This is a genomic window from Pedobacter jeongneungensis, assembly GCF_039538295.1.
GTDB classification, from domain to species: Bacteria; Bacteroidota; Bacteroidia; order Sphingobacteriales; family Sphingobacteriaceae; genus Pedobacter; species Pedobacter jeongneungensis.
Genome location: NZ_BAABBY010000005.1, coordinates 153,676 through 171,326, shown reverse-complemented (window position 1 = coordinate 171,326; position 17,651 = coordinate 153,676). Strand labels below are relative to the sequence as shown.

11 protein-coding genes and 1 tRNA gene are annotated in these 17,651 nt (G+C 36.2%); 5 read left to right on the top strand and 7 right to left on the bottom strand.

Annotated elements, in window-relative coordinates:
• Positions 1-30 precede the first annotated feature (30 nt).
• Positions 31-3,843 (top strand): type IIG restriction enzyme/methyltransferase, encoded by a 3,813-nt coding sequence (locus ABD769_RS11000; protein ID WP_344851466.1) that lies wholly within the window; start codon positions 31-33, stop codon positions 3,841-3,843.
• Positions 3,844-3,861: 18 nt separating this feature from the next.
• Positions 3,862-5,715, top strand: a complete 1,854-nt coding sequence (locus tag ABD769_RS10995) for an AAA family ATPase (protein WP_344851465.1) — start codon at positions 3,862-3,864, stop codon at positions 5,713-5,715.
• Between the two features lie 178 nt (positions 5,716-5,893).
• Here ABD769_RS10995 and ABD769_RS10990 read toward each other — a convergent pair.
• Both ABD769_RS10990 and ABD769_RS10985 read right to left on the bottom strand, forming a co-directional pair.
• Positions 5,894-5,965, bottom strand: a tRNA-Arg gene (locus ABD769_RS10990).
• Positions 5,956-6,201 carry a GIY-YIG nuclease family protein gene (locus tag ABD769_RS10985; protein WP_344851464.1) on the bottom strand — a complete coding sequence of 82 codons (246 nt, stop codon included), beginning with the start codon at positions 6,199-6,201 and terminating at the stop codon, positions 5,956-5,958. Before ABD769_RS10985 ends, ABD769_RS10990 begins: the two co-directional genes overlap by 10 nt.
• A gap of 276 nt (positions 6,202-6,477) precedes the next feature.
• Between ABD769_RS10985 and ABD769_RS10980 the strand changes: the two genes are divergently transcribed.
• Positions 6,478-7,200, top strand: a complete 723-nt coding sequence (locus ABD769_RS10980) for an SDR family oxidoreductase (protein ID WP_344851463.1) — start codon at positions 6,478-6,480, stop codon at positions 7,198-7,200.
• Positions 7,201-7,273: 73 nt separating this feature from the next.
• Here the strand turns inward: ABD769_RS10980 and metG are convergent, their stop codons facing one another.
• Positions 7,274-9,382, bottom strand: a complete 2,109-nt coding sequence (gene metG / locus ABD769_RS10975) for a methionine--tRNA ligase (RefSeq protein WP_344851462.1) — start codon at positions 9,380-9,382, stop codon at positions 7,274-7,276.
• A gap of 40 nt (positions 9,383-9,422) precedes the next feature.
• Here metG and ABD769_RS10970 point away from each other — a divergent pair, with 40 nt between their 5' ends.
• On the top strand, positions 9,423-10,322 hold the full coding sequence (locus ABD769_RS10970; RefSeq protein WP_344851461.1) for a S66 peptidase family protein: 900 nt from the start codon (positions 9,423-9,425) through the stop codon (positions 10,320-10,322).
• A gap of 1 nt (position 10,323) precedes the next feature.
• Entirely contained in the window at positions 10,324-10,731 is a 408-nt protein-coding gene (locus tag ABD769_RS10965) for a DoxX family protein (RefSeq protein WP_025141574.1), read from the top strand.
• Positions 10,732-10,795: 64 nt separating this feature from the next.
• Here the strand turns inward: ABD769_RS10965 and ABD769_RS10960 are convergent, their stop codons facing one another.
• The 4 genes from ABD769_RS10960 to ABD769_RS10945 form a co-directional block, all read right to left on the bottom strand.
• Positions 10,796-11,245, bottom strand: a complete 450-nt coding sequence (locus ABD769_RS10960) for a hypothetical protein (protein WP_344851460.1) — start codon at positions 11,243-11,245, stop codon at positions 10,796-10,798.
• A gap of 8 nt (positions 11,246-11,253) precedes the next feature.
• Positions 11,254-12,729 carry a SusD/RagB family nutrient-binding outer membrane lipoprotein gene (locus ABD769_RS10955; protein WP_344851459.1) on the bottom strand — a complete coding sequence of 492 codons (1,476 nt, stop codon included), beginning with the start codon at positions 12,727-12,729 and terminating at the stop codon, positions 11,254-11,256.
• A gap of 18 nt (positions 12,730-12,747) precedes the next feature.
• On the bottom strand, positions 12,748-15,876 hold the full coding sequence (locus tag ABD769_RS10950) for a SusC/RagA family TonB-linked outer membrane protein (RefSeq protein WP_344851458.1): 3,129 nt from the start codon (positions 15,874-15,876) through the stop codon (positions 12,748-12,750).
• Positions 15,877-16,147: 271 nt separating this feature from the next.
• Entirely contained in the window at positions 16,148-17,647 is a 1,500-nt protein-coding gene (locus tag ABD769_RS10945) for a RagB/SusD family nutrient uptake outer membrane protein (protein ID WP_344851457.1), read from the bottom strand.
• Positions 17,648-17,651 lie beyond the last annotated feature (4 nt).

Below are 17,651 nucleotides of genomic sequence, written 5' to 3'. Positions count from 1 at the left end.
GAGAAATTACCATTACTTCTTTAATCACCTATGCAGCTAAATAAAATCTCACCTTTCAAATCTTTAAATACTTCGTATCGAAAAGTTCCTGTTGATAGGCAGGAGATCGATTCTTATAAGAAGAATTTGAAAAGCTTGTTTGAAAAAGTTGATAAGAAATTCGATGAAGATCATTTAAAATATTTGCTTGGTGATTTCTTGAAAGATACATGGTATAAGGAATCAAACCAAATTAATCCCATTGCAAAAAATGACTTAGTAATTCATCTAGGCAAACTACCGTCACACCCTGTTGGAGTAATTTTAGAAATTAAAAGCCCTAAGAATGTTAGCGAGATGATAACATTCAAAAAGCCTAATGTTAAAGCACTTCATGAGTTAATACTATATTATTTTAGGGAAAGACTTGAAAATAAAAATACGGAGTTGAAACACCTTATAATTTCAAACGTCGAAGAGTGGTATATTTTTGATGCTAATGAATTTGATAAAAAAATTTATAGTAATTCACAAATAAAACGTCTTTTTGAACTTAAGCTGAGTGACGGCAAGTTAAATCCTTTTTTTTATGAGGAGTTATTTAAGATTTTAAACTCACAAAACGATTTGGTCTTGAATGTTACCTATTTCACGATTGCGGATATAAAGAAAAGACATCTTGAAAACAACGATTACGATGACGCCTTAATTGTCCCTTATAAAATTCTTTCTCCAGGTCATCTCTTAAAGCTTCCTGTCTCTAATGAAAGTAATGCGTTAGATAATGATTTTTATCATGAACTTCTCCATATAATAGGATTAGAGGAGATTTCCGCTGGGAAGAAAGTGATAAATAGAAAGCCTATTGGAGAAAGGGATCCAGGATCGTTTATTGAAAACACTATCAATAAAATTGATGCCGTAAATAAAATTGGTGATTTAGATGAAATTCAGATATATGGGAAAACATACCCAGAACAACTATTTAACATATCGCTTGAGTTAGTCATTACTTGGGTAAATAGAATTTTGTTTTTAAAGCTTTTGGAATCACAATTAATTAAATATCACCGTGATAGCAAAAGTTATAATTTTTTAAATAGTTCTTATCTAAAAAATTACACTGATTTAAACGACCTTTTTTTTGAAGTACTAGCTCGCCCACTCGAAACGAGGACGGAACAGGTACGGCCAAAATTTAATAGTGTTCCGTATTTAAATAGTTCTTTGTTTGAACCAACAGAACTCGAAAAAAGAATTCTTACTCTCAATAACCTTAATCCAAATGTCAAGCTGAAGATTTTTTCTTCAACTGTCCTCGAGAGTGGGGGTAAAAGACTCAAAGGCAGTCTGGATCCATTGGAGTATATTTTTAAATTCCTTGGTTCATTCAATTTCAGTAGTAATACAAATGATGTAATTCAAGAAGAGAAGAAATCACTAATAAACGCTTCTGTATTAGGATTAATCTTTGAAAAAATTAACGGGTACAAAGAGGGTTCATTTTTTACCCCAGGGAGAATAACAACATTCATGTGTAGAGAGTCTCTCCGAAGAGTAGTTGTAAATAAATTTAATGGATCTATAACTTTTAAAAACAAAGGTATTAAAGCTGCAGATTTTGAAGATTTGAAGCAAAAATTGGATTTCACAAATCGAGAAGTTAGGCAATTTGCTAATGAGCTCATAAATCAGGTTAGAATTTGTGACCCAGCAGTCGGCTCGGGCCACTTTTTAGTTTCAGCATTAAATGAATTGATTGTTATCAAATTTGAGCTAGGTATTTTATGTTATTTAGATGGTAGCATAATCAGAGGTTATGTTATAAGTAATAGTGATGACGAGTTGAACATTGTAGATGAAATAGATGAAAAAAACTTTAATTATATTTTAAATACACATAATAGAACTATAGATTCGATTCAAAAATTACAGGTTGCTATTTTTAATGAAAAGCAAACATTAATCGAAAATTGTCTATTTGGTGTAGATATTAATCCAAATTCGGTGAAAATTTGTCGTCTTAGGCTATGGATAGAACTATTAAAGCATTCATACTATCATGCCGATTTAGAATCAGGCGAAATTGAAGTATTAGAAACCCTACCTAATATTGATATTAATATTAAAGTGGGAAATTCCCTTATAAACAAACTGCCTTTAGATTCAAGTTTAAAAAATAAGGAAATTGCGATAAAAAAATATTATGAATCTGTAAAGGAGTATCAAAATACTAGTGATAAAAATAAGAAAAAGGAAATAGAGAATGAAATAAATAATATCAAAAATAATTTTAGAATCACTATTTCAAAGACAGATAAAAATGTCGCGTCTCTAGACAAAAAAGAAAGAGATTTTTATATAAAATATGACAGCACTCAACTCTTTTCTGAAAATTTAGATGAAAAGCGTAATTCTGGCAAAAAGAAACTTGCTGATGAAATTATAAAATTAAGAGACAAAATTGAAAAAGCTAGACAGAATATTATTTATCAAAATGCATTTGAATGGCGTATTGAGTTTCCAGAAACATTAGGTCTAGATGGTGGATTCAGTGGCTTTGATCTGATTATAGGGAATCCACCTTATGGTTCCTTAATACATGAAAATGAAAAACGTTATTTCAAGGATAATTATTCTTCAACACAGGGCCCCTTTGAAATTTACAAGTTTTTTATAGAAAGAAGCTTAGAGCTACTTTCTAATGACGGCTTGCTATGTTTTATAACACCTAATACGTGGATTAATCTTAGTTATTTCAAAAGGATAAGAGTAATAATTTCTGAAAAATTTTCTTTGGAATTTTGCTCTGAAACGCTGTACGACGTATTCGATGAAGCTACTGTAGATACAAATATATACGGTATTTCAAGAAAATTAGATGATAAATTTTCTTTCGATGTAATTGGCAAGGATTTAAAATATTCCAGAAAGGGCACTATAATATCAACTCCGACAGATTCAATAATATCGCTAAAGTCAAAACCGTTAGATATCGGGCTGATTGAAGAAAATTCCTACCCTCTTGCAGATATAGTAGACATATTTAGAGGTATGTCAGCCTATGGTGCTAAGAGTGAAGATAGACCATACAATTCTTTTATCAAAATTGATGAGAACCATAGGCCGATGCTTAATGGGGGCGATATAGGCAAGTATCAAGTTAAATGGGCTGGAGAGTACATTTTGTTCGGGAACTGGCTCCATCGATCAAGGCCGGAACGTATATATACAGAGCCCCATTTGTTAATTCAAAGAATCAGAAATCCGAAACTAAAGGACAGGTTGGTAGCAACATATGATGAAAACCGTTTTATTAGTAGTGATGGATTATCTAATATTTTATGCAAAAAACATGTTAAAGATGTCAAAACTGAACTGAAATATATTTTAGGAATAATTAACTCTAAATTAATTAACAGATGGTTTTCATTTTATTTTTTTGATGTAAATATCAAACCAGAACAATTAAGACAAATTCCTATTAAAAAAGTCTCAGAGTCTGTCAAATACACTATCAGTTTGTTAGTTGAGTACCTTTTATTTATAAACGAGCTATATGATGTTAAAATAAACGAATATGTACCGAATCATCATATTTTTCAAGAGGTAATGGATATTTTAGACGCGCTAGTCTATGAACTATATTTCCCAGGCGAATTCAAAGAGGAAAATATAGTTATTCTAGACAATGTATCTAATATCTTTTATCCTATAGATACGGAAGACATAACAGGCTCTGTCAATATAGTTCATCAAACATATCAACTATTAAGAAATAAGGATAATGAGGTTCGAAATAACCTCAAGCTTATGGACATAAGACTAGCATCATTAATTATGCCTTTTAAAACACTTTCATAATTCGATAAACGCCTCTCAATGCAAAAGATAAAAAAATTACATCTAAACAACTTCAAGTTTTTTTTCGGAGAAAATAATATCGAATTCTGTCAAAAAAATATACTCATTTATGGAGAGAATGGAAGTGGTAAAAGTTCAATCTATTGGGCGCTATACACTTTCCTTCAAAGCGTATACAAGCCGGATGAGGAAATAAAAAAATATTTCGATCCGGAAAACGAGCAAAATCTCGTCAATCGCTTTATGCTTCCAGGCACAAACAGTTCAATCGTTGTCGAATTTGAGGATGAACATGAGTCAAGTATAACGAAGAAAATTTCATTAGCTACAGTTAATACGAAAAGTGATAATTTTTTAAAAACGGTTGCTCAAAGTAGTGACTTCATTAATTACAGGTTGTTGTCTAAAGTATACGATTTTAGTAATAGAGATAAAGTTGATTTATTTTCAATTTTTGAAGCAGAAATACTGACTTATGTTAACTTCGATTCTGAATTTATTGCAGGTAACAGAAATGCAAATGATTGGTGGCAACATATCGCTAATGGACTGAATCCACGACCAAAAATGCATGAGCGAGCATATGTCGAATTTCAAGATTCGGTTAACAGATTTAATATTGAATTCGATACCTTTTTAAATAGAATAGTAGAGAGTGCAAATGACTATCTTCAAAATAAATTTAAGCAAAAATTAAAAGTCGAATTTAAATATTGTAACACATCTTATGATGCATTCTTACCAAACAGCACAACTAAACGAAATCATTCAGTAATAAGACCGAAAATTCTCTTGTCTGTACAGTACCTACATGATTCTTTAGATGATGCGAATAAAGGCATTAATAGACCACATTCTTTTCTTAATGAAGCAAGGCTAACAACAATAGCTCTCGCCATCCGGTTCGCTGTTTTGGATTTGAAATACATTAGGGATGCAACAAAACTATTAGTTTTAGATGATTTACTTATTAGTCTCGATATGAGCAATCGAGATATGGTTTTAGAGCTAGTATTAAATCAGTTTAAAAATTATCAAATAATAATATTGACGCACGATCGGAGTTTTTTTAACTTGATTAAAAAAAGATTAGATTATGAAGGCCTTTTAGCCGAATGGGCAATAAGGGAAATGTATCAAGATGAAAATAATGAAAAAATACCAATCCCCTTTATCCCAAATAATAGTGATTACCTAGAGAGGGCCGAAAAATACTTGCGAGAATTCGATTATCCTGCATGTGCGAACTACTTAAGAAAAGAAGCAGAGAGGCTTTTAAAGCAATTACTTCCATATCATAAAACCATTAAAACTACTGATGAAGAAGGCACTAAAGCTCTGCAACTAGATACGTTAATGGATAATTTTAAAAAGGTTTATCAGGAATATGGAGGTGATTTCAATGAATTTAAAAAACTGAAAGAATATAAGGATATTCTTCTAAATCCTTTATCGCATGATAATTTAGATGCCCCTATCTATAAATTAGAATTGATTGAGCTAAAAGGAACATTAATAAAACTAAGAAAGCTTGAAGCTAAAATATTAGTCTCCATAAAGGAAGATCCAAATGAATATATTGTTTTGACTGAAGTCGATTCGGCTGGAGAAACTTTTAAGTATAAAATCCAGTTACTCGAATATTTGAAAGCATTTAAATTGCTTGACGGTACCTGGCAGTTGTCTGATCCAGAATGTATGTTTTTGAAAAGGAAGAAAGTATCTGACGATTCCATCGAGGATTTAAATAAAAAGTTTAAATTAAAAAGAGGCTATGATAAAATAAAACATGCTTTGAACATTCAAGATACAAACGCAGACTTTCTTGACATTATTACCGCAAAGGGCATAACTTTGAGAAATTTGCTCTAGAATTATTATTTTATTTATCGACAGATACGCAATAAAATTTAGGATAGGTATCAATACACAAGTCATAGCAAAATACAACCTGCAAAATAATTATATAAAAGTGTAGGTAAATCTGTAAGCAAAATAGTCGCAACCAATATTAATTTACTATAAATCAATTGGTTGCAACTAATAAGTGTGGTCCCGACGAGAATCGAACTCATATCTAAAGTTTAGGAAACTTCTATTCTATCCGTTGAACTACGGGACCATTTTATTTTTCAAATATCGCCTTCCTGAAGCAGATTTAAAATATTTTTCTCTTTTAATTGCTTCATCCCTTGTTGGGAATTCTTCATAATAAAAAATTATGAAGGGGAGGTAAGCCTTATTTGACTTCGTCTTACCAGCGTTGTGTTCTTTTAATCGTTTATCTAAATCTTCACAATGTCCTTTGTAAAAATAATCAAAATGCAAACTTTTAATTACATAGGCAAAGTAACTCATTGCTAAAGTTTAGAAAACTTCTATTCCCTGCCCGACTAAGTCGTTCAGGCGGGTATCCGTTGAACTACGGGACCATTTTATTTTGATTGCGCAAATATAACAAAAGTTTTCTCTCAAGAGAATTCATTTTATCATGCATTAATGGTTTATTACCTGGGGACTAAAATCTGATTTATTTAATGAACTCATCTTTTAAAGGACTATGAAAAAACTGTACTACTCACCATAATAAATCTTTTTAATAGCTTCATCTTTGACCAATCAATTTATTAGAACATGAAATTAGCAAATAATAAAATCCTGATTACAGGCGGCGCAAGTGGCATAGGCTTCGGGCTGACCGAAAGATTTATAAAAGAAAACAATACGGTAATTATCTGTGGCCGACGTGAATCGGCTTTACACGAGGCAAAAGAAAAACTACCATCGGTAATTACTAAAGCTTGCGATCTATCAAACGAAACAGATAGAATTGAATTATACAAATGGATTGCCGAAAACCATAGCGATTTAAATGTATTGGTAAATAATGCCGGTATCCAAAACTGGATGAAAATTGGTGATGATGATTTCTATGAAAAAGCAAATGATGAAATCACCACCAACGTTTTGGCGCCGATTCATTTAACAAAACTTTTCACCGAGCTGGATTCTTTAGATACGATTATTAATGTTACCTCAGGTTTGGCATTTGTGCCGTTTTCTCAGGTACCTGTTTATTGTGGAACGAAAGCCTTTATGCGTTCTTTTACGCTTTCATTACGCCACAGCCTGAAAGATTCGAAGATAGAGGTAATTGAGATGATTCCGCCGGCTTTGAATACTGATTTGGGTGGAAAAGGAATCCATGATGCACACCCCGCAGTGAGTGACTTTGTAACATCAGTATTTGAACAGATGAAAGAAGGAAAAACCGAATTAACCTTTGGCACGAGTGAAGACAGGGCAAAAGCGAATAATGATTCTATATGCGAATATTTTAACCGGATGAATCCTTAATCCACTTTAATATTTAAGCAAAAAGCCATTTGATCAGTAGATCAGATGGCTTTTTTTATTATTATCTGTGATATTACCGGATTACGCTACCTTCCTGAAACTTCTCTGCAGGAGCCACAAAAGTAAGTTTTCCTTCAGCATTTTCTGCCATCAGGATCATTCCCTGTGATAATATCCCTTTAATTTCGCGTGGAGCCAGGTTTACAATCATACTTACTTGTTTACCAACAATATCTTCAGGTTTATAATATTCGGCGATACCAGAAACGACTGTTCTTTCATCAATACCAGTATTTACAGTCAGTTTTAATAGTTTTTTGGTTTTCTCTACCTTTTCTGCAGCAATAATGGTGGCTACACGGATATCCATGGCCGAGAAATCATCAAACTGGATGTTTTCTTTTGCAGGAACAGCAATCGCTGTACTGGCAGCATTGCTGGCTTTGCTCTGGTTTAATTTCTCAATCTGGAAATCAATTTCAGCATCTTCTATTTTTTCGAACAGAAGAACAGCTTCGCCAATTTCATGACCGCGTTTTAACAGGTTGATTGTACCTGCATTTTCCCAATCATGTCCGCCATTTTTAAGCATTTTCATTAATTTTTCTGCTGTAAATGGCAAGAAAGGCTCAATCAGGATCTGAATATTGCCAGCAATTTGAAGTGCAATATGCAATATCGTTCTTACCCGGTCCTCGTCGGTTTTAATCAGTTTCCATGGTTCTGTTTCTGCCAGGTACTTATTACCCAAACGCGCCACATTCATTACTTCTGATAAGGCTTCTCTAAAACGGTAGTTCTCAATAGAGGCAGAAATTTTTGCAGGATAGCCAGCCAGTTCATCAATAACAGCCTGATCTACATCGGTAATTTCCATACAGGTAGGAACCGAACCGCCAAAATATTTATGGGTAAGTACCACTACACGGTTTACAAAATTGCCCAGGATAGCAACCAATTCATTATTGTTCCTTGCCTGAAAATCCTTCCATGTAAAATCATTATCCTTCGTTTCAGGCGCAGTTGCAGTTAATACGTAACGTAAAACATCTTGTTTACCTTCAAATTCCGTTAAATATTCGTTCAGCCAAACTGCCCAGTTTTTAGAAGTGGATATTTTTTGTCCTTCGAGATTTAAAAACTCGTTAGCAGGCACGTTATCGGCCAAAGTATATTCGCCATGCGCCATTAACATTGCAGGGAAAATAATGCAGTGGAAAACGATGTTATCTTTACCAATAAAGTGGACTAATTTGGTTTCGTCGCTTTTCCAATATTCTTCCCAGCCACATTTATCACTTTCGTAACTGCTGATATAATATTCTTCCGCTTTCGGGTTCCAGACATCCAGTTTTGCGTAGTTACAAAGTTCTTTCGTGGCGGAAATATAACCAATCGGCGCATCAAACCATACGTAAAGTACTTTTCCTTCAGCATCGCGAAGGGGAACGCGTACTCCCCAATCTAAATCTCTGGTCATTGCCCTTGGTTGTAAACCGGCATTTAACCAGCTTTGGCATTGGCCGTAAACATTAGGGCGCCATTCTTTGTGGCTTTCGATATAGGCTCTTAAACGGTCTTCGTATTTATCGAGCGGTAAAAACCAGTTTTTGGTTTCTTTCAGAATCGGTTTATCGCCAGACAGGGTAGATTTTGGATTAATTAAATCGGTCGCATTAAGCGTAGAGCCACAGTTTTCGCACTGATCGCCATAAGCATTTTCGTTGCCACATTTCGGGCAGGTACCGGTGATGTAACGATCGGCCAAAAATTGTTTCGCCGTAGCATCGTAATATTGTTCGGTAATTTCTTCTGTAAAAACACCTTTATCATAGAGCGTTTCGAAGAAATCGGCTGCTGTCTGGTGATGGGTTTGCGAAGAAGTACGGTGGTAAATATCAAAAGAAACCCCGAATTCTTTAAAAGAATCGCCAATAATTTTGTGGTATTTATCTACCACTTCCTGAGGGGTAATTCCCTCTCTTTTGGCCTTTAAAGTAATCGGAACGCCGTTTTCGTCAGATCCGCAGATGAATTTCACATCACGTTTATTCGATCTTAAGTAACGGGCATAAATATCTGCAGGGATGTAAACACCAGCAAGGTGCCCAATATGAACCGGTCCATTGGTATATGGAAGGGCCGCAGTTACGGTATATCTTTTTATTTTACTATTATCCAAAACAATTTTTATTAATTTGGCAAAGATAAGTGTTTTGAAGATGATTAAGCAGCCCCCGTATTTAAAAAAAGGAGATAAAATTGCCCTCGTATGTCCGGCAAAAAAATTACCCAAACCGATAGACCATGCCATTGAAATATTAAAAAGCTGGGGTTTAGCGGTTATTATAGGCGATAGTGTGTATGCCAGTCACCACCAGTTTGCCGGAAGCGACCATTTAAGGACAAAAGACATTCAGCGCTTTTTAGATGATCCATCAATAAAAGCCATTATTTCTGGTCGCGGAGGTTATGGCGCCATCCGTATCATTGATAACCTTGATTTTACCGAATTTAACAAAAACCCGAAATGGTTTGTAGGTTTCAGCGATATTACGGTGCTTCTATCGCACCTGATTGCACAAAGCCATACGCAGTGCCTCCATGCACAAATGCCTTACACTTTCGATGAATCAACAGCTGAAGCTTTAATATCTTTACAAAAGGCTTTATTTGGCGAAAAACAGGAGTATAATTACCAGAGCACGTTTAAAAATAGGGTTGGAGAAACCAATGGCATTTTAATTGGCGGTAACCTTACTTTACTGGCCATGATGCAGGGTTCGGTTTCGGAAATGGATTTTACAGATAAAATTTTATTTCTGGAAGATGTTGGCGAACATGAATACAGCATCGATCGGATGTTACGGATGCTGAAAAGGGCTGGCAAACTCAAGCATTTAAAAGGCTTAATTGTTGGTGCTTTTAATGAGATAGCAGAAGAAAAAATTTCATTCGGGCAAACAGCCGATGAGGTAATCTGGGAGATTGTTAAGGAATACGACTACCCGGTTTGTTTTAATTTCCCTACAGGGCATATTGAAAACAACCTATGTATGGCTTTGGGCGCCGAAGTAGCATTACATGTAGAAACCAATAACGTTCAATTTAAATATTTATAAGATGGCGATTTTAGATAATTTAGGAAAATACCGCAATACCGGATTGTTACTTTTGCGATTGGGCATAGGAGTAATGTTCATTATCCACGGATTTCCAAAACTTGCCGGCGGGCCAAACGGCTGGACAAACTTAGGCGGAAGTATGAAAGTAATCGGCATAGATTTTTTGCCGATATTTTGGGGCTTTATGGCCGCAGCGACTGAAACCTTTGGTGGTTTTCTTCTAATTGTAGGCTTGTTTTTTAGACCGGCCTTAATTTTATTAATCTTTACCATGATTATTGCCGCTTTAGTGCATTTTGGCAAGGGAGATGGATTAGGCGGTGCCAGCCATGCAATAGAATTAGGCATTGTATTTTTCGGCTTGATTTTTATCGGCCCGGGAAAATATAGTGTGGATAAGAAATAGCTTAACTATTCTTTCAATTAAGAAATAAAGGCCCGGAAAATTTCCAGGCCTTTGTTTTAGCAAATTATCCGGTAATGTTAATGGTAAAAAAGCGTTTCACCGTCTGGCCATTGCCGAGTGTGGCCGTAACCGTTAAAATAACTGCGCCGCTTGTACCAGAGGTTGGGAGCGGCGCATCAGCCGCGCCACGTAAATCTTTTACCAATTTGGTAAAGGTATAACTGCCTCCGCTTACTGTTGCGGTGCCCAGATTGTTGATTACCGTACCTGTTGGCGTGGTAAATGAAAGTGTTTTTACATCTCCACTATAGGTAATTACAATATTTACAGTTCCTGTTCCTTTTGTAGTAGGAGTAGCTGTGGCATAGCTTGAGTAGGTGCCTGATACCGTATTTAAGTTACCATCAAAAGTAATGGTTGCAACTGTATCAAGTGTTTCAGGTTGCTTTGGATCTTTTTTGCATGAGGCCAGGCCTAAAATTGATGCAAATAATATGATTAAAATTCTTTTCATAGTTATAATTATTTATCCCAGAATACAGATTTTACAAATACTGAAGGTCGGGCTGGTGTGTTAGGATTGTAGCTTCTTTCGTTAAATGAATATGGTAATATGCGAGGAATGGCTGTTGAAGGAGATACCGGCGATAATACAGGAAATCCTGTTCTTCTCCAGTCCGTCCATGGCTCTATAGCAACCCCAAAGTTAGCCACAAATTTTTCTTCGATGATTTTTTGCAGCGCATTACCAGTTAGCAGCGTTCCATTTGCTGAAGCCAGATAAGTAGCTAAACCGGCGGTTACAGCCCCAGCTTCTGTTACATCTGAAAACTCAATTGCACTTGCAAATGAAGCGTTTATGCCTGCTTTATAATAAGTATCTGCCGTGGTTAAATCATTTCCACCGTTTGTTCTGGCGAAATATTCAGCTAAAATCTGATTTTGCTCAGCAAATGTTAACATTCTTATTGGTGCTTCGCCAGAATATGCACCTGCTGAAAGCTTTCCTCTAAGGTAAGTGCTCATGCGCGAAAAGGAAGTACTTACCACTATATCGCCATTTCCATTAGTAGCACCAATATATGAACCCGCCTGTAATGTAAAAAATGAATTTCTCCTGCTATCGCTCTTGGCATTCATGATGTCTACCAAAGTTTTACTTGGAAAAAACTGGTTCGGTCTTGATCCTTCAAATTGGTGAATAGGGTTGGTTTGATTGGCAGAAGTTAAAAACCGCATTTGAAAATTGTCGGTATTCGCCCGTAACAGTTTATTGCCAGCTAATATAGTGGTTATACCCGTTTTAGCTCTCGTTGCATCTGCAGCAGTTCCGTTGGTAGAAAAGTAGTGGATATACATTCTCAATTTTAAAGCATTTCCAAAACGTTCCCATTTATCCATATCGCCTCCATAAAACAGGTCATCAGTTGCAGGGGCCAATAAAGATGCTTTTTTGATATCTGCAATACCCTCATCAATTAAATTAAACACATTGTCATATATGGCAGAAGATCCATCAAACTTAGGTTTTAAATTCGCTTCATAGCCTATAGCTTCTGTATAAGGCAAATCTCCAAATGCATCAACATGGGTCTGATAAACATACGCTTTTACCAATTCTGCAACACCTGCATATTTGGGGCTTGTTGCTTTAGTTTTTTCGATCACTTTCTGTAAATCGGTCAGGGTACCTGCAAAAGTTGCTGCCCAGGTATTATTAATATCACCTTCACCTATGGCATATTTATCATATTGCGTAGGCTGGGCTGCACCACCACCCTGTGCAGCAAACTGCTGCACCCATAAAGCTGTAAAACGGTGTATATCAGAACCCATTGTAAAGCCAAGATTACCTTGTGCAGCAGGTAAAACCAAACTTGCATCGGGATCTTTTAATCGTGTAGGATCATCATTAATGTCTACAAATTTCTTGCACGAGCTCAGTCCTGTTATGGCTAATGCCAATCCAAAAGCTACTTTCTTTATATTAATTTTCATATTTAAACTCTCCTAATGCTAAAATGATAATTTTAAAAATCCACCATAGGTTCTTGTTTGAGGTTGGCCATTATACTCAATCCCCTGTCCGTTCCCCACACCTAAAAGGTTATTCTCGGGATCTAAGTGAGGGAAATTGGGCGCATACATCAAAAGGTTTCTTCCGGTTAAACCAACATTAATTCCTTTTATAAAGCTTAATTTGTTTAATAATTTGCCCGGGATACGATAAGAGATTGTGGCCTCCCGTAACCTGATCCAGGAACCGTCAAAAACAGCGTATTCCTGGGCTGCAGAAGAATACAAATCGCTATAATATTGTTCGGCTGTAATTAAGGTATTGTTTGGCGTACCATCGGCATATACTGCGTTGTGCATATATAAACGATCTCTGTTGCCTGTTTCTGCAGCCACACCATATCTTCTTAAATCGGTAATTGTTCTCGAATAAATATCGCCCCCGTAACGTATATCTGCAAATAGACTTAATGATAAGCCTTTATAAGAGAAGGTGGTATTTACACCGCCCGTCCATTTTGGGTTTGGATCGCCAATGGGTTGTAATTCTGCAGTGTTGATCTGACCAGAACTTAACCTGCCATTCGCATCAACCACATCCTTACCGTTAAGTTTTTTAAATACCTGACCGAATAGTGTTCCATACTGATATCCGGTAACAATCCGTCCCTGCGGATTGGTAAAGCCACCGTTGCCAATAAAGGGTACACCCGGTGCCAGTTCTACTACTTCATTTCTGCCTTTGGTAAAGTTTACAGATAAATCCCAGTTAAAGTTTGTAGATTTTATTGGTGTTCCACTAATCAACAACTCAATACCGTGAGCTTTTAATGTTCCGGCATTTAACAGGGTGCTGGTATAACCTGAAGAAGGTGCACTAGGCACAGAAAATATAATGTCGGTGCTTTTAGTGCTATAGTACGCAACATCAATACTTAACCTGTCTTTTAAAAGTTTAGCCTCTAAACCAACTTCTCTTGAAGCTGTAAATTCGGGCTTGATATTAATATTGCCTGCTGCATTTGAAAAAGTTTGACCATTTACTCCATTAAATGGAAAAATAAGATTTGGCCCGAAACCATCAGAAGGACCCGCAGTACTAAAATAAGTGCCGGTACTATAAATTGGTGCTTCTCTACCTACTTTTGCATAGTTAGCCCTGATTTTCAGGTAGGTTAAAATATCGTTTTGTTTTAACTCCGGAAAAGCCTCTGTAGCAATAAAACTGGCATCTACTTTAGGGTAAAAATAACTTCTTTTATCAGGAGCAAAAGTTGAAGAAACATCTCTACGACCTGTAAATGAAAGGTATGCAAAGGATTTATAATCTAAACTAATATCGGCATATACCCCTACCAAACTTTGTTCTCTTATGGTTTGAAGCGGAACATAAGTTAGGGTATTGGAGATATTGTAGTTATGCGCTGCCTGTATGCCATTACCAGTTACCTGCAATTGATCTGTTCTTCTATAATTAATCTCGTTACCCAATAAAAATCTGGCACCAAAATCTTTTAAAAACCTTTTATTGGCCACTAAATTGAAATACGAACTCACCTCACGCCTGTTGGTGGTATTATCTATAATGGAACCTGTTCTACTGGCAGATTGATTATTGTTTGCCGATTTTTCGTTGATTGTTTTGGACACATTGGTATATTGATCAATCCCGATTTTGTAATTGGCACTTAACCAATCAGCTATTTTATAATCTAAACCCACATTACCAATGGCCCGATCTATTTTTTGTTTAAATAATACATATTTAATTGACCATAGGGGGTTATCTGTACCTAAAACATTATAATAAGTATAACCTGGATTGTTAACACGGTTGCTTGGTATATTATTCAAACCTGCAGCCGTTTCAAATGGATAATTTGCAAGATTATAGGTCCTGGGTAAAGTCATACCATCAAATAAGGGATTTGACCTTGCATTACCGGTAGGGGTACCCACAGAATTATTATGGATGTACTGAATTGAAGAACTAATGGTTAAATTTTTACTCAATTGTGTACTGGCGTTAACAGTAAAGTTATTTTTAGCCAAAGTATTATTATCGATATATCCACTTTCTTTAAAATTACCATAATTAAAATAGTAGGCTGTTTTTTCGGTACCTCCAGAAAAAGTAACGTTATTCTGCAGGTTATACCCACCTTTAAATATATCCTTAACATTATCAGGATAAGCGGTTAGGGTTTCCGGATTACCAAGGTAATTGGTAACCGTTTGGCCTATTATTTTAGCTCCCCACGACATTTGTGAAAAAGAATCATATAATCCATTGGCGCCCTGAGAATATTGATTCTGATAATCCGGTAAACGGTTAACTTCTATATAATTGTAATTACTACTTAATTCTACTCTTCCAGCCTGACCTTTACTTCCTTTTTTAGTGGTTACGATAACTGCCCCGGCAACAGCCCTTGATCCGTAGAGTACGGCCGCAGCTGGCCCCTTCAAAATCGTTACCGACTCAATATCGTCCTGGTTTAAATCAATACCCCTGTTCGAATTCGTACTTCCCGTATTTACTGATTGGTCTCCTCCGCCATTATCAATTGGAATGCCATCCAATACCCATAACGGTTGGTTCGATCCGGTAAAGGTTGTGGCCTGCCTGATATTGATATTTGAAGAAGCACCTGTTGCACCGCCCGTTGATAGAATTTTTACACCCGCTACTTTACCTGCTAATGCATTTACCACATTAGTTGAACGACCAGCGGTTAATTTTGAAGCATCAACGGTAGTAGCTGCATAGCCTAAAGATTTAGCTTCTCTTTTTTGACCTAATGCCGTTACTACAACTTCTGATAAGGATTTTGAATCAACTTCCAAAGAAACATTGATTATGCTTCCCCGAATAGCAATTTCCTGTGTCGAATATCCAACAGAAGAAAAAGTTAAAGTTTTAGCATCTGCACTTACTTTAATCGAAAATTTACCTGTTGCATTAGTAGAAACACCAGAGCTGGATATTCCTTTAATTTTAACACTTACACCAGGAAGCGGCATTCCGTCTTCCGAGCCCGTAACTGTCCCAGTGATTGTTCTTTCTTGCGCAATTGCTGAGGTGGCAATACATAGCAATATGAACAAACTTTGTAGAAGTTTTTTCATAAAAAAAATAGTTTAGTTTAGTTAATAATAGTACAATATAAGACTTAGTATTTTGTAATACAAATTTTACAAAATAAAAATTTCTCCTATTTTCAAAAAACCTTAAAACATGGAATAAACTGAGGGTCAACGATTAAAGAGGGAAGTTAGCCGAATGTTGGCAGTGCTGAAAAGATTACAAAATTTAGCTTTTATAAGCTATTTTTCAGCTCAGCAAGAGATAGTAAAAAAAGAGGCTATCTAAAAAGATAGCCTCGGCAATATTGTTTAACTAGAAGTTATTAACTTCTGAGTTGGTATTAATTTCTGCAAGCGGTATAGCGAAAGTGTAGCGGTCATCCGTAACAGGAACAGCAGCACCGATACCAAAAGAAGGGAGCGGAGTGGCTTTTCTGGCCAAATCGTTATACCTAAATCCTTCAGCCAGTAACTCAATTCGCCTTTCTTTCAGAATTGCATTTACCTGATCGGCTGGAGTAGCAAACACACCAAATACATAAGTAGCATCAGAACGTGTACGTACAGCCTGTAATATGGCTCTTGAACGAACTAAATTACCACCAGTTACCAAAGCTTCTGCCTCAGCAACATTAAGCAGCACTTCTGCATAGCGAATAATTGGAACATAATCAATAAATGGTGAAGTTCCTGAGAATTTAATTACCCTACGCACCGTACTGGTAGAAGACAGGGCCACATTTCCTGTTAAACTGGATTTTCTGGCGTCAGTTGCCGGCCATGCGGCATCTGCATATATACCTGCACCTGTTTGATTCAGGAAGTATTCTACGTTACTATTATAGTAATACCCAAGCTGATTCTGTGTTCCAGGCGCATTAGTATCTGCCATCGGTAAAGAGAAAATAGATTCTGAAGTAGTATAAGGTGCAGCAAACACATTAGCCACATTAGCTTGTAAAGCCTGAGGTGTTCTTGCTGTGTTGATAAATGGAGCAACTTGCGGAACCAGTTTATTCCCTTCTTCAATTACTTTCGCATAATTTCCCATAGCCAGATAAACACGCGTTTTTAAAGCAATTGCGGTGTTTTTGTGCGCACGTGTTGTACGGAGAAGTGCTGTTTCTGCGGCACCTGACGCAGAATAAGTATCAGGCAAGCCAGCTTCTGCATCATCCAGATCTTTTAAAATCTGTGCGTACACTGCTGCAACCGTACTGCTTTTTAAAGCATTATTGGCCAGTGATGTTTCAGGCTGCAAACGCAATGGCAAACCACGTGATGCTCCGTTATTTTGGACATAAGGTTTAGCGAAAATCTGTATTAAAGAAAAATAGCTCAAAGCCCTGATAAACTTAGCCTCGCCGATGTAGTTGGCATTTAAAGCAGGAGTTAAAACAGTAGAATTGGTTTCTATCCCTTTTAAAAATAGGTTTACCCTGTTAATGGTTAAATAACCCTGCGACCAAAAACTGGCGATATAGGTATTAGTGGAGTTGTTGGTTCCCCCATAAACATCATAACCTGTAACGTTATTACTTAATCTGTTCGTAAATTCCTCGGCCCTGATGTCATTGTAAATTTCGTATCTGCCACCAAGAAATGAACCAGATTTAAGCGACACATATAAACCATTTACTTGTCCTAAAATCCTTGTTGGATTGGCAAATGCATCTTGATCGGGAAGGGTCAATTCTGGTGCTGCCACCAGAAAATCTTTTTTACAAGAAGATACAAAACCTATTAATGGCAATGCTGTTACTGCCAATATAGCAACCTTCTGTTTGTATGAATTGATATGAAAAATTTTCATGTTG